We start from the raw sequence: 13,050 nt of genomic DNA, 5'->3' as shown, positions 1-13,050 counted from the left end.
ACTCCATTGAATCCATTTAACCGCGAGCGGCGGCGATCTTGATCAGCTTGGCGTAGTAGAAACCATCGTGGCCACCTTCCTGGGCCAGCAACTGGCGACCATGGGGCTGCTTGATGCCGGCCGCCGTGGCGAGGTCCAGTTCCCGGGCACCCGGCGTTCGGGCGAGGAAGGCTTCGATGACTTCGGTGTTTTCGGTCGGCAGCGTGGAACAGGTGGCGTACAGCAGGATGCCCCCGACTTCCAGGGTTTTCCACATGGCATCGAGCAACTCGCCCTGCAGCAGCGCCAGCGCGGCGATGTCGTCGGGTTGGCGGGTCAGCTTGATGTCCGGGTGACGACGAATCACGCCGGTGGCCGAGCATGGCGCGTCCAGCAGGATGCGCTGGAACGGCTTGCCGTCCCACCACGCCTGAGTGTCGCGACCGTCGGCGGCAATCAGTTCGGCGCTCAGTTTCAGGCGTTCGAGGTTTTCCCGCACCCGTATCAGTCGCTTGGCTTCAAGGTCTACGGCCACGACGCCGGCCAGTTTTGGCTCGGCTTCGAGGATGTGGCAGGTCTTGCCGCCCGGTGCGCAGCAGGCGTCCAGCACCCGTTGGCCTGGCGCGAGGTCGAGCAGATCGGCAGCCAGTTGCGCGGCCTCGTCCTGCACGCTGATCCAGCCCTCGGCGAAGCCTGGCAGGCCGCGCACGTCGGTGGCGGCTTCGAGCACGATGCCATCGCGGCTATAAATGCATGGCGTCGCGGCGATACCGGCGTCGGTCAACAATCCGAGATAGGCATCACGGCTGTGATGACGACGGTTGACCCGCAGAATCATCGGCGGATGCGCATTGTTGGCGGCGCAAATGGCTTCCCATTGCTCGGGCCAGAACGCCTTCAGGGATTTCTGCAACCAGCGCGGGTGGGCGGTGCGCACCACCGGATCACGTTCCAGCTCGGCGAAAATCGTTTCGCTTTCGCGCTGAGCATTGCGTAGCACAGCGTTGAGCAATGCCTTGGCCCAAGGCTTTTTCAGCTTGTCGGCGCAACCGACGGTTTCGCCGATGGCGGCGTGGGCCGGGACGCGGGTGTAGAGCAATTGATAGAGACCGACCAACAGCAACGCTTCGACATCGGCGTCGGCTGCCTTGAACGGCTTCTGCAACAGTTTGGCCGCCAGCGCGGACAAGCGTGGCTGCCAGCGTGCGGTGCCGAATGCCAGGTCCTGGGTGAAGCCGCGATCACGGTCGTCGACCTTGTCCATTTGTGTTGGCAGCGAACTGTTGAGCGAGGCTTTGCCGCTCAGGACTGCGGCGAGTGCCTTGGCGGCGGCCAGACGCGGATTCATTGAGCGTCCGCCGCTTGACCGAGGATCGTTCCGGTGGCGAATTTCTCACGGCGGCTGTTGAACAGGTCACTGAAGTTCAGCACCTTGCCGCCGGGCAATTGCAGACGGGTCAGGCACAAGGCCTGCTCGCCGCAGGCGACGATCAGACCGTCCTTGCTGGCGCTAAGGATTTCACCCGGGGCGCCTTTGCCTTCAGCCAGATTTGCGGCCAGCACTTTCAGGGCTTCGCCGTTCAAGGTGCTGTGGGTGATCGGCCACGGGTTGAAGGCACGCACCAGACGCTCCAGCTCAACCGCCGGGCGACTCCAGTCGATGCGTGCTTCGTCCTTGTTCAATTTATGCGCATAGGTGGCCAGGCTGTCGTCCTGCACTTCGCCCTCCAGTGTTGCGGCGGCGAGGCCGGCAATCGCCTGGACCACGGCCGGCGGGCCCATTTCGGCCAGACGATCATGCAGGCTGCCACCGGTGTCTTCGGCGCTGATCGGCGTGGCGATCTTGAGCAGCATCGGCCCGGTATCGAGGCCGGCTTCCATGCGCATTACGGTCACGCCGCTTTCGGCGTCCCCCGCTTCCACGGCGCGCTGGATCGGCGCCGCACCACGCCAGCGCGGCAGCAGCGAGGCGTGACTGTTGATGCAACCCAGGCGCGGAATATCCAGCACCACTTGCGGCAGGATCAGGCCGTAGGCGACCACCACCATCAAGTCCGGCTTGAGCGCGGCCAGTTCCGCCTGGGCATCTTCGTTGCGCAGGGTCGGCGGTTGCAGCACCGGGATATTGTTCTCCAGCGCCAGTTGCTTGACCGGGCTTGGCATCAGTTTTTGCCCGCGACCGGCCGGACGATCCGGTTGGGTGTAGACCGCGACGATCTCGTAAGGGCTGTCGAGCAGGGCCTTGAGGTGTTCGGCGGCGAATTCGGGGGTGCCGGCAAAGACGATGCGCAGTGGCTCAGTCATGGGTGTTCTCTATTGCAAAGCATCTTGAAAAGAAAAAGGCTTGCCGCGGCAAGCCTTTGAAGGAGGGCATCAAGCGTTTTGGCGATGCTGTTTTTCCAGCTTCTTCTTGATGCGGTCGCGTTTGAGCGTCGACAGGTAATCAACGAACAATTTGCCGTTGAGGTGGTCGCATTCATGCTGGATGCACACCGCGAGCAGGCCTTCGGCGATCAGTTCGTAGGGTTGGCCATCGCGGTCCAGCGCCTTGACCTTGACCCTTTGCGGGCGATCGACGTTTTCGTAGAAGCCCGGTACCGAAAGGCAGCCTTCCTGGTATTGCTCCATCTCGTCGGTCAGGGGTTCGAATTCGGGGTTGATGAACACTCGCGGTTCGCTGCGGTCTTCGGAGAGGTCCATCACGACGATACGTTTGTGCACGTTGACCTGGGTAGCGGCGAGGCCGATGCCAGGCGCTTCATACATTGTTTCAAACATGTCGTCGACCAACTGACGCACTTCGTCGTCCACTACGGCCACTGGTTTGGCGATAGTGCGCAGACGCGGATCAGGGAATTCGAGGATGTTTAAAATGGCCATAAGCTTGATTAGTGCACGTGTGAAGTAAGGTCGGGTCGATGGCCTGGCAGTCCGAAGATGCAGGCTACCGTTGTAAAACGTAGCTCCCTTTTGTTGACAAGCAAGTCTTGATAAGCAAGCAGGGAGCGAGCCTCTGATGGCTCTGGCGTTTCACGCGAACGCACATAATAAAGGGATTCACCGCATGAGGAAATCACTACTCGCCCTGCTGCTACTGGCCTCGGCCGGTCTGGCCTACGGGCAAGTGCAACTTCGGGAAGATATTCCCACCATAAAGCTGTCGCCTCAGGTGCGTAGCAGCCCGGTAACCGAGGCTATCCCCGGCATTGCGCTGAAATCGATCAACAGCTTTTTGCTGAGCAACCGCATCGTCGACAAGGCCGAGGATTTCGACAAGGCGCCCTACATCGTCGCAGGCGATGCCGAGCGCGTGCTCAGTGGCGCGGGTGACCGCATTTTTGCCCGCGGCCATTTCGATCCGGCGCAACCGGCGTACGGCATTTTCCGCCAAGGCAAGGTCTACACCGATCCGCAGAGCAAGGAAATCCTGGGGATCAACGCCGATGACATCGGCGGCGGCGAGGTCGTGGCCATCGAAGGTGAGGTCGCCACCCTGGAGTTGCAACGCACAACCCAGGAGGTCCGCCTCGGCGATCGCTTGTTCGGCGGTGAGGAGCGCGCGATCAACTCGACCTTTACGCCCAGCACACCGAGCCACGAAATCAACGGTTTGATCATCGATGTGCCGCGTGGGGTCACGCAGATCGGCGAGTTGGACGTGGTAACACTGAACAAGGGGCAGCGCGACGGCCTGGCCGAAGGCAATCTGCTGGCGGTGATGAAGACCGGCGAAACCGTGCGCGACCGGATAACCGGTCAGCCGTTGAAAATTCCCGATGAGCGCGCTGGTCTGCTGATGGTTTTCCGTACCTACGACAAGCTCAGCTATGGGCTGGTGCTCAGCGCTTCGCGCTCGCTGTCGGTGATGGACAAGGTGCGAAATCCGTAAGAGTGCTTCACAAGTTACCAACAGAGTTATCCACAGCTTATTCCCGTTTGTACGGGTGCTTATTACGATCAAGGATGATCCATGTCGCTGCCTACTGTTACACCGGTTTCCCCCGCGGAACTGGAAGCTCGATTACGTCTGCACCGCTTGCCGGAACTCGGTCCGGCACGTTTCAAGAAGCTGCTTGAAGCCTTTGGCTCGGCGTCAAAAGCGATCAGCGCACCGGCCAGTGCCTGGCGCGCGCTGGGTTTGCCACTGGCCTGTTCCGAGGCCAGGCGTAGCACCGAGATCCGTGACGGCGCCAGTCATGCATTGGCCTGGCTGGAGCATCCGGCCCAGCATTTACTGATGTGGGACCAACCGGACTATCCGGCACTGCTGGCACAAATCAGCGATGCACCGCCGCTGTTATTTGTCGCGGGCGATCCGGGCATTCTGGAAAAACCACAACTGGCGATGGTCGGCAGCCGTCGCGCGTCCCGGCCAGGAATGGACACCGCTGCCGCGTTTTCCCGCAGCCTGGCCGGTGCCGGTTTTGTCATTACCAGCGGCCTGGCCCTGGGCATTGACGCCGCCGCGCACCAGGCCGCGCTCGACGTCGGTGGGCAAACAGTTGGTGTGCTCGGCACGGGGCTCGAGAAGTTTTATCCACAGCGAAACAGACGTCTGGCGGACGCCATGATCGCGTCGGGCAGCGCAGTGCTTTCGGAGTTTCCACTGGATGCAGGCCCCAGCGCCGGCAACTTCCCCCGGCGCAACCGGATCATCAGTGGTTTGTCTCTCGGGGTGCTGGTGGTCGAAGCCAGTGTCGCCAGCGGTTCTCTGATCACCGCGAGGCTGGCGGCGGAACAGGGGCGCGAGGTGTTTGCGATGCCTGGATCGATCCATCACCCCGGTGCCCGCGGCTGTCATCAGTTGATTCGGGACGGTGCGGTGCTGGTGGAAACTATCGAACATATCCTCGAAGCCTTGCGCGGCTGGCAACGACTGTCGTTATCCACAGAAACCTGCATCCCTGCAACGACTCACCCACTGCTGAAGCTGCTGCATGCCGCGCCTCACACCAGTGAAGCGCTGGCCGACGCAAGCGGCTGGGCCCTGCCGAAAGTGCTGGCGGCGCTGACGGAACTGGAAATGGATGGCCGCGCCGTGTGCGAAAGCGGGCGCTGGTTTGCGCGGGTGAGCTAGGTTTTATAAACAAGATCGGTAAACTGCGCAGAGCCTAATTCTGGAGTGTTTTTCATGGTCAACAGTTGGCGTGTGCAACAAGCCGCGCAAGCAATTCGCGCCGGGGCGGTGATTGCCTACCCAACCGAAGCAGTCTGGGGCCTGGGTTGCGACCCCTGGGATGAGGAAGCGGTGGAACGTCTGCTGCTGATCAAGGGCCGGTCTGTGGACAAGGGGCTGATTCTGGTCGCCGACAACATCCGTCAGTTCGATTTCCTTTTCGAAGACTTCCCCGAATTGTGGATGGACCGCATGGCCAGCACCTGGCCGGGTCCGAACACCTGGCTGGTGCCGCACCAGAACCTGTTGCCGGAGTGGATTACCGGCGTGCATGAAACCGTGGCGCTGCGGGTCAGCGATCACCCTCAGGTGCGGGATTTGTGCGCGCTGGTCGGGCCGCTGGTGTCGACGTCGGCCAACCCGCAGGGACGTCCGGCGGCGCGTACGCGGATTCGCGTCGAGCAGTATTTCCGTGGCCAGGTGGATCTGGTGCTGGGTGGCAATTTGGGCGGGCGCAAGAACCCGAGCGTGATTCGTGATCTGGCGACCGGCAGGGTTGTGCGTCCGGACTAAAGCTGGATGGACATGTGGCGAGGGAGCTTGCTCCCGTTCGGGTGCGCAGCGCCCGCAAAAACTGCAGGCGCGTTATAACTGAAACTACACAGTTGCCGAATGCAGGGCTGCTGCGCAGCCCAACGGGAGCAAGCTCCCTCGCCACAGAGGGTTATGGCAGCAGAACAACCGAACCCGTCGTGCGCCGCGCCGACAACTCGGTCTGCGCCTTCGCCGCGTCAGCCAGTGGATAACGCTGGCTGATGTCCACGGTCAGCTTGCCGCCGATGATCATCTCGAACAACTCGTCGGCCATGCGTTGCAGGTTCTCGGCGTTGTTCGCATAAGTGCCCAGGGTTGGCCGGGTTACGTACAGCGAGCCTTTCCCTGCCAGGATCCCCAGGTTCACACCGTCGACCGCGCCGGACGCATTGCCGAAACTCACCACCAGCCCGCGTGGCGCGACGCTATCGAGTGAAGTCAGCCAGGTGTCCTTGCCAACACCGTCGTACACCACCGGGACTTTTTTGCCGTCGGTCAATTCCAGCACGCGTTGCGCGACATTTTCATGGCTGTAGTCGATGGTCGCCCAGGCGCCGTTGGCCTTGGCCAGCGCGGCCTTCTCCGCCGAGCTGACGGTGCCGATCAACTTGACGCCCAAGGCTCTGGCCCATTGGCAGGCCAGGGAACCGACCCCGCCGGCCGCGGCATGGAACAGGATGGTTTCGCCACCCTTGAGTTCATAAGTCTGACGCAGCAGGTACTGCACGGTCAGGCCCTTGAGCATCACGCCGGCGGCCTGTTCGAAGCTGATGGCGTCCGGCAGTTTCACCAGATTAGCCTCGGGCAAGACGTGAAGATCGCTGTAGGCGCCCAGAGGGCCGCTGCCATAGGCGACGCGATCGCCGATCTTGAAGCGGCTCACTTCGCTGCCCACCGCCTCGACCACGCCTGCACCTTCCGAGCCGACACCCGACGGTAGGGACGGTGGTGGGTACAGGCCACTGCGGTAATAGGTGTCGATGAAGTTCAGGCCGATGGCCTTGTTGGTCACGCGCACTTCCTTCGGACCTGGCTCGGCGGGCTGGTAATCCACATATTCGAGCACTTCGGGGCCACCATGGGCGCGGAACTGGATACGCTTTGCCATCAGAACTCTCCATAGGTCGTTTTACCAAGCTCCCTATCGGACTCCTAAGCTTGATCTTCGTCAACTGCGGCGGGGTGACTTGCGATGGTATGCTACGCGCCCATTTGCGCAGGCTGAGCTCCAATGGAGCGCCGCGTTGTTTTGCCCGATTCAAGGTGATGACATGACGACCCGCACCGAGGCCGTAAAAGCCTACCTGCTCGACCTGCAAGACCGTATTTGCGCCGCTCTGGAGGCCGAAGACGGTGGCACGCAATTCGTCGAAGACGTCTGGACCAGGCCGGCGGGCGGTGGCGGTCGCACCCGCGTGATAGAAAACGGCGCGGTGATTGAAAAGGGCGGCGTCAACTTTTCCCATGTCTTCGGCAGCGGTCTCCCACCGTCTGCCAGCGCTCATCGACCGGAACTGGCCGGCCGTGGCTTCGAAGCCCTCGGCGTTTCGCTGGTGATTCACCCGCACAACCCGCACGTGCCGACTTCCCACGCCAACGTGCGCTTTTTCATCGCGGAAAAAGAAGGTGAAGAACCGGTCTGGTGGTTTGGCGGCGGCTTCGACCTGACCCCGTATTACGGCAACGAAGAAGACTGCATCCACTGGCACCGTGTCGCCGAGCAGGCCTGTGCGCGGTTCGGCCCGGACGTCTACCCGCGTTACAAGGCCTGGTGCGACAGCTACTTCCACATCAAGCATCGTCACGAGCCGCGTGGCATCGGCGGGTTGTTTTTCGACGACCTGAACGAGTGGGATTTCGACACCAGCTTCGCCTTCATGCGCGCCATCGGTGATGCGTACATCGACGCCTATCTGCCCATCGTGCAGCGCCGCAAGAACGATGCGTTCACCGAAAAACAGCGGGAATTCCAGGAGTTCCGCCGTGGGCGCTATGTCGAGTTCAACCTGGTTTATGACCGTGGCACGCTGTTCGGCCTGCAATCGGGCGGACGTACCGAGTCGATCCTGATGTCGCTGCCGCCGCAAGTGCGCTGGGCCTACGACTGGAAGGCCGAGCCCGGCAGCGAAGAAGCGCGCCTGACCGAGTACTTCCTGCAAGACCGCGATTGGTTGGCCGAAGCCTGAACGAGGAATCCTGATGGACCGTTATGTCGTATTCGGTAACCCGATTGGCCACAGCAAGTCGCCGTTGATCCATCGCTTGTTCGCCGAGCAGACCGCGCAGAAGCTGGACTACAACACGCTACTGGCGCCACTGGACGACTTTTCCACCTGTGCCCGGACGTTTTTCCTCGAAGGGCGTGGCGCCAATGTGACGGTGCCGTTCAAGGAGGAAGCCTATCGGCTGGCGAACAGCCTGACGGCACGGGCGCAGCGGGCGGGCGCGGTGAACACCCTGAGCAAACTGGCCGATGGCAGTTTGCTGGGCGACAACACCGACGGTGCCGGGCTGGTGCGCGACCTGACGGTCAATGCCGGGTTCAGCCTCAAAGGCAAACGCATCCTGCTGCTCGGTGCTGGCGGCGCGGTGCGCGGTGCTTTGGAGCCGTTGCTGGCCGAGCAGCCGGCATCGGTGATCATCGCCAATCGCACGGTGGAAAAGGCCGAGTTGCTGGCGGAACTGTTCTGCGATCTGGGGCCGGTCTCGGCCAGTGGCTACGACTGGTTACGGGAGTCGGTGGACCTGATCATCAACGCGACGTCGGCGAGCCTGACCGGCGATGTGCCACCGATTGCTGCCAGCCTGATCGAGCCTGGCAAAACGGTGTGCTACGACATGATGTACGGCAAGGAGCCGACCTCGTTCTGCCGCTGGGCCAGCGAAAACGGCGCGGCAGTGGTGATGGATGGCTTGGGGATGCTGGCCGAGCAGGCAGCCGAGGCCTTCTTTCTGTGGCGCGGTGTACGCCCGGATACAGCGCCGGTATTGGCTGAGCTTCGCCGGCAACTGGCCCTTTAAAGTCAAAAGATCGCAGCCTTCGGCAGCTCCTACTGGTGATCACACAACCCGTAGGAGCTGCCGAAGGCAGCGATCTCTTTAATCTTCAAACCGGATCGGGCACTTCTGTGCCCCTTCCAGCTTCCTCAACTCTTCCACCACCTGCGGCCGGGCTCGGCGCAAGGTCAGGCTGCGGTCCTGGCGAAGCAGGCGCCGCGCTTCCTGGTGCAGCATTTCCACTCCTGAATAGTCGATGAAGTTGATCTGCTGCGCCTCGATCACCACGCGCGCGCCGTGCATGCGTTGCAGGCGCACTTGCAGGTAATGGCTGGCGCCGAAAAAGATCGAGCCGCCCACCCGCAGAATGTCTTCCTCGCCATCCCGCACATGCTGCACCCGTGGTTGCGATGTGCGCTTGAGGTAGAAAAAAAGCGAGGCCAGCACACCGGCGTAGATTGCCGTCTGCAATTCCAGCAGCAGGGTGGCGACGCAGGTCAGCGCCATGACCACGAATTCGGCGCGGCTGACCCGCAACAACGCGCGAATGCCGCGATGGTCCACCAGCCCCCAGGCGATCAACAGAATGCTGCCGGCCATGGCCGGAATCGGGATGTGCGCGATCAGGCTCGCGCCGAAGATCGCAAACAGCGCCACCCACAATGCCGAAAAAATCCCGGCCAGTGGCGAACAGGCCCCCGCTTCATAGCTCAGGCCTGAGCGAGTGAAGGAGCCGGCTGACAGTGATCCGGAAAAAAACGCACCGACGATGTTCGACAGGCCTTGGGCACGAACTTCCTGGTTCGCGTCAAGTAATTGCTGCGAACGTGCGGAGATCGAGCGGGCAATCGACAGGCTGGTGACCAACCCGAGCATTCCTACCGCTACCGCGCTGGGCAGCAGGCGCAGGATCAGATCAAGGTCCAGCGGCAATGGACTGAAGGGCGGCAGTTTGCCGGTAAAGGCGCTGACCAGTTGCACATGGCCGAACATTGATGGCCAGAGCCAAACCAGCAAGCCGCCGAGAACCAGGGTGATCAAGAGCGTCGGCCAGCGTGGCAGCAGCAGCTTGAGGATCACGCCCACCACCACCGTCGCCAGCCCCAGTGCCAGTGAAGGCTTGTCCATTTCGCCGAGATGGCGCAACAAGGTGATGAAGCTATCCAGCGCGGTAGCCTGACTGGGCAAGTCCAGTCCCAGCAGGTTAGGCAATTGACCGATGGCAATCACCACGGCGGCACCCAGGGTGAAGCCGAGCACCACCGAATGCGAGACGAAATTCACCAGTGCGCCAAAGCGCAGCAATCCCAGCATCCACTGAAAGAGGCCGGCAAGAAACGTCAGCAACAGGATCAACATGACGTAGTCCTGCGACGCAGGAACGGCCAGAGGACTGACGCTGGCGTACAAGACAATGGAGATGGCCGCCGTAGGACCGCAGATCAAATGCCACGACGAGCCCCACAGGCAAGCGATCAACACCGGGATGATTGCGGCGTACAGGCCGTATTCCGGCGGCAGGCCGGCAATCAGTGCGTAGGCAATGGATTGCGGCAACGCGAGAATCGCGCCGCTGAGGCCAACGATCAGGTCGCGACCGACACTGGCGCGGGTTTGCCGGGGCAGCCAGGTGAGGAAGGGGAAGAGTGAATGGCGGCTTGGCAGGGCCATGGGGCCTCTCGGTTGGGGATTTTGCGCAAGGGTAGCAGGACAACGCGATCATTGTGGCGAGGGAGCTTGCTCCCGCTGGACCGCGTAGCGGTCCCAAAAGGGCAATCACGATGTGTCTGACTCATCGAGGTAACCGGATTGCGTCTGCTGCGCAGCCGAGCGGGAGCAAGCTCCCTCGCCACAGGTAATCATCAGAGTTTCGCTTTGACCGCTGGCAGCGCATCCTTGCCGTCCACGGTCTTCACTCCATCGAGCCATTTATCCAACACCGCCGGGTTGGCCTTGATCCACGCCTTGGCTGCGTCGGCATTGCTGACTTTCTTGTTCACCACCTCGGCCATGATGCTGTTCTCCATGTCCTGGGTGAAGCTCAGGTTGCTCAGCAGTTTGCCAACGTTCGGGCAGGCCTGTGCATAACCTTTGCGGGTCAGGGTATGCACGCTGCCGGTGTCACCGAAGTATTTCTCGCCACCCTTCAGATAGTGCATTTTCAGCTGCACGTTCATCGGGTGCGGCGTCCAGCCGAGGAAGGTCACGAATTTCTGCTTTTTCACCGCGCGGGACACTTCCGCCAGCATCGCCTGCTCGCTGGACTCGACCAGTTTCCACTGGCCCATGTCGAAATCGTTTTTCTTGATGATCTCTTGCAGGGAGATGTTCGCTGGAGCACCGGAGCCGATGCCGTAGATCTTGTGGTCGAACTTGTCGGCGTATTTGTTCAGGTCGGCAAAGTTATGCACACCCGCGTCCCACACGTAGTCCGGAACAGCGAGGGTGAATTCGGTGCCGTCGAGGTTCTTCGCCAATTGCGTGACATCGCCGTTGGCGACGAACTTGTCATAGAAGCCCTGCTGCGCCGGCATCCAGTTACCCAGGAATACATCGACCTGGCCATCCTTCAGCCCGCCAAAGGTGATCGGCACCGCGAGGGTGTCGACCTTGGCCTTGTAGCCCATACCGTCCAGCAGAAACCCGGTGATGGCATTGGTCGCGGCGATATCGCTCCAGCCCGGGTCGGCCATTTTCACGGTCTCGCAACTCTGATCGGCAAACGCCGATGCACTGCCCAGAGCCAGGAGCCCGACCGTCAGTACTGTGGATAACCTTTGCATGGACTTCCCCTTAACATTATTGGTTTTGGCAGGGTTGTGGATAACGTGCTTTACGCTCCAGATCGTCGAGGTCGATGTGGTTGCGCATGTACTGCTGACTGGCGTCCACCAGTGGCTGGTGATCCCAGCTCTTCAGCTTGCCGAGGGTCAGCGCCTCGGCCACGAAGCGTCGGCGCCGCTGGCTGGCGAGCACCTGCTGGTGAATCGCCGGAATGTTCCATTTGGCCCGCGCTTCGGCGAGAAAATCGTCGAACAACTGGCGATGTTGCGGCGAATGACTGAGTTCTTCCAGTTCGCGAGGGTCATTCTGTACGTCGAAGAGTAGGCAAGGGTCGTCTTCGCTGTAGATGAATTTGTAGGCACCGCGGCGAATCATCATCAACGGGCTGACGGTGCCTTCGGCCATGTATTCGCCAAACACCTCGTCGTGACCGCCCTGCCCTTGCAGGTGCGGGACCAGCGAGCGGCCGTCCAGCGGCAAGCCCGGTTCCAGCGAGCCGCCGGCCAGTTCGACGAAGGTTGGCAACAGGTCCGCCGTGGAAACACTGGCGCTGACCCGGCTGGCACCGAACTGCCCTGGTGCGCTGACTAGCAGCGGCACCCGAGCAGCCATTTCATACCAGTGCATTTTGTACCAGAGGCCGCGCTCGCCGAGCATGTCGCCGTGGTCGCCGGAAAACACAATGATGGTGTCATCAATCAGCCCGGTATCCTCGAGAGTTTGCAGGAGTTTGCCGACGTTGCTGTCGATATAGCTGCACGCGCCGAAATAGGCGCGGCGGGCGTCGCGGATTTTATCCACAGGCAGCGGCTTGTCCCACAGGTCGTAGACCTTGAGCAGACGTTGCGAGTGCGGGTCGAGGTCATGCGGGTCCGGGGTTACAGGCAGCGGAATGTCTGCATCGTCGTACAAATCCCAGAAAGCCTTGGGAATCGTGTACGGATCGTGTGGGTGAGTCATGGAAACGGTCAGGCAGAACGGCTGGTCGCCGTCCTCGCGAATATGGTCGAACAGGTACTGCTGGGCCTTGAACACCACCTCTTCGTCGAAATCCAGTTGATTGGTGCGCACGCACGGGCCGGCTTGCAGTACCGACGACATGTTGTGGTACCAGGTCGGGCGCACGTCCGGCTCATCCCAGTTCACTGCCCAGCCGTAGTCAGCCGGATAGATGTCACTGGTCAGGCGTTCTTCGTAGCCATGCAGCTGGTCTGGCCCGCAGAAATGCATCTTGCCCGACAAGGCGGTGCGGTAGCCGAGGCGGCGCAGGTAGTGGGCGTAGGTCGGTACGTCGGCGGGGAAATCGGCGGCGTTGTCGTAGGCACCGATCCTGCTCGGCAACTGGCCGCTGACGAGGGTAAAGCGCGAGGGCGCGCACAATGGGCTGTTGCAATAAGCCGAGTCGAACACCACGCCTTGTGCGGCGAGGCGGCTGAGATTAGGCAGTTTGATGGGCGATGGGCCGTAGAACGGCAACATTGGCGCAGCCATTTGATCGGCCATGATGAAAAGAATGTTCTTGCGCTTCATGTGATCGCGGCATTCCATAGTGGATGTTTATGCGAGAGTGCTGGTTTCGA

General features: G+C 61.4%; 11 protein-coding genes and 1 pseudogene. 5 read left to right on the top strand and 7 right to left on the bottom strand.

Annotation, left to right across the window (positions count from 1 at the left end; genetic code table 11):
• Positions 1-16 precede the first annotated feature (16 nt).
• From rsmB to def, 3 genes are all read right to left on the bottom strand, one after another.
• Complete coding sequence (gene rsmB / locus ASD95_RS00460) at positions 17-1,327, bottom strand: 16S rRNA (cytosine(967)-C(5))-methyltransferase RsmB (protein ID WP_056726762.1); 1,311 nt, start codon at positions 1,325-1,327, stop codon at positions 17-19.
• The gene (fmt, locus tag ASD95_RS00455; protein WP_056726761.1) at positions 1,324-2,283 is read right to left on the bottom strand and encodes a methionyl-tRNA formyltransferase; all 960 of its coding nucleotides are present in this window, start codon (positions 2,281-2,283) and stop codon (positions 1,324-1,326) included. Before fmt ends, rsmB begins: the two co-directional genes overlap by 4 nt.
• 69 nt (positions 2,284-2,352) lie before the next feature.
• A complete protein-coding gene (gene def / locus ASD95_RS00450) occupies positions 2,353-2,859 on the bottom strand; it encodes a peptide deformylase (protein ID WP_056726760.1) in 507 nt (168 codons plus the stop codon).
• A gap of 268 nt (positions 2,860-3,127) precedes the next feature.
• On the opposite strand from def, the pseudogene ASD95_RS00445 reads away from it, so the two are divergent.
• The 3 genes and pseudogenes from ASD95_RS00445 to ASD95_RS00435 all read left to right on the top strand — a co-directional run.
• Positions 3,128-3,868, top strand: a pseudogene (locus ASD95_RS00445) (peptidoglycan-binding protein); the annotation flags it as partial.
• Between the two features lie 81 nt (positions 3,869-3,949).
• Positions 3,950-5,056, top strand: a complete 1,107-nt coding sequence (gene dprA, locus ASD95_RS00440) for a DNA-processing protein DprA (RefSeq protein ID WP_056726758.1) — start codon at positions 3,950-3,952, stop codon at positions 5,054-5,056.
• Between the two features lie 54 nt (positions 5,057-5,110).
• Positions 5,111-5,668 carry an L-threonylcarbamoyladenylate synthase gene (locus tag ASD95_RS00435; protein WP_056726757.1) on the top strand — a complete coding sequence of 186 codons (558 nt, stop codon included), beginning with the start codon at positions 5,111-5,113 and terminating at the stop codon, positions 5,666-5,668.
• A 151-nt stretch (positions 5,669-5,819) separates the two neighbouring features.
• On the opposite strand, the gene ASD95_RS00430 is transcribed toward ASD95_RS00435, so the two are convergent.
• The gene (locus ASD95_RS00430) at positions 5,820-6,797 is read right to left on the bottom strand and encodes an NADPH:quinone reductase (protein WP_056726756.1); all 978 of its coding nucleotides are present in this window, start codon (positions 6,795-6,797) and stop codon (positions 5,820-5,822) included.
• A gap of 163 nt (positions 6,798-6,960) precedes the next feature.
• Between ASD95_RS00430 and hemF the strand changes: the two genes are divergently transcribed.
• The gene (hemF, locus tag ASD95_RS00425) at positions 6,961-7,875 is read left to right on the top strand and encodes an oxygen-dependent coproporphyrinogen oxidase (protein WP_056727025.1); all 915 of its coding nucleotides are present in this window, start codon (positions 6,961-6,963) and stop codon (positions 7,873-7,875) included.
• 13 nt (positions 7,876-7,888) lie between these two features.
• On the top strand, positions 7,889-8,710 hold the full coding sequence (gene aroE / locus ASD95_RS00420; protein WP_056726755.1) for a shikimate dehydrogenase: 822 nt from the start codon (positions 7,889-7,891) through the stop codon (positions 8,708-8,710).
• Positions 8,711-8,788: 78 nt separating this feature from the next.
• Here the strand turns inward: aroE and ASD95_RS00415 are convergent, their stop codons facing one another.
• From ASD95_RS00415 to betC, 3 genes are all read right to left on the bottom strand, one after another.
• Positions 8,789-10,357, bottom strand: coding sequence for a SulP family inorganic anion transporter (locus tag ASD95_RS00415; RefSeq protein ID WP_056726754.1), 1,569 nt, complete (start codon positions 10,355-10,357; stop codon positions 8,789-8,791).
• A 191-nt stretch (positions 10,358-10,548) separates the two neighbouring features.
• The gene (choX, locus tag ASD95_RS00410) at positions 10,549-11,469 is read right to left on the bottom strand and encodes a choline ABC transporter substrate-binding protein (protein ID WP_056726753.1); all 921 of its coding nucleotides are present in this window, start codon (positions 11,467-11,469) and stop codon (positions 10,549-10,551) included.
• Between the two features lie 16 nt (positions 11,470-11,485).
• On the bottom strand, positions 11,486-13,000 hold the full coding sequence (gene betC, locus ASD95_RS00405) for a choline-sulfatase (protein WP_056726752.1): 1,515 nt from the start codon (positions 12,998-13,000) through the stop codon (positions 11,486-11,488).
• Between the last annotated feature and the right edge of the window lie 50 nt (positions 13,001-13,050).

The sequence above is a fragment of the Pseudomonas sp. Root71 genome, from assembly GCF_001429045.1.
Classification (GTDB): Bacteria; Pseudomonadota; Gammaproteobacteria; order Pseudomonadales; family Pseudomonadaceae; genus Aquipseudomonas; species Aquipseudomonas monachiensis.
The sequence above is the reverse complement of the archived record's forward strand: the minus strand, read 5'-3'. Positions and strand labels throughout refer to the sequence as shown.

What these genes read in the sequence shown, in the direction of transcription:
- ASD95_RS00430 (WP_056726756.1), bottom strand. Translation starts at nt 6,797, where the DNA reads ATGGCAAAGCGTATCCAGTTCCGCGCCCATGGTGGCCCCGAAGTGCTC.
- hemF (WP_056727025.1), top strand. Translation starts at nt 6,961, where the DNA reads ATGACGACCCGCACCGAGGCCGTAAAAGCCTACCTGCTCGACCTGCAA.
- ASD95_RS00415 (WP_056726754.1), bottom strand. Translation starts at nt 10,357, where the DNA reads ATGGCCCTGCCAAGCCGCCATTCACTCTTCCCCTTCCTCACCTGGCTG.
- choX (WP_056726753.1), bottom strand. Translation starts at nt 11,469, where the DNA reads ATGCAAAGGTTATCCACAGTACTGACGGTCGGGCTCCTGGCTCTGGGC.
- rsmB (WP_056726762.1), bottom strand. Translation starts at nt 1,327, where the DNA reads ATGAATCCGCGTCTGGCCGCCGCCAAGGCACTCGCCGCAGTCCTGAGC.
- betC (WP_056726752.1), bottom strand. Translation starts at nt 13,000, where the DNA reads ATGAAGCGCAAGAACATTCTTTTCATCATGGCCGATCAAATGGCTGCG.
- aroE (WP_056726755.1), top strand. Translation starts at nt 7,889, where the DNA reads ATGGACCGTTATGTCGTATTCGGTAACCCGATTGGCCACAGCAAGTCG.
- fmt (WP_056726761.1), bottom strand. Translation starts at nt 2,283, where the DNA reads ATGACTGAGCCACTGCGCATCGTCTTTGCCGGCACCCCCGAATTCGCC.
- dprA (WP_056726758.1), top strand. Translation starts at nt 3,950, where the DNA reads ATGTCGCTGCCTACTGTTACACCGGTTTCCCCCGCGGAACTGGAAGCT.
- ASD95_RS00435 (WP_056726757.1), top strand. Translation starts at nt 5,111, where the DNA reads ATGGTCAACAGTTGGCGTGTGCAACAAGCCGCGCAAGCAATTCGCGCC.
- def (WP_056726760.1), bottom strand. Translation starts at nt 2,859, where the DNA reads ATGGCCATTTTAAACATCCTCGAATTCCCTGATCCGCGTCTGCGCACT.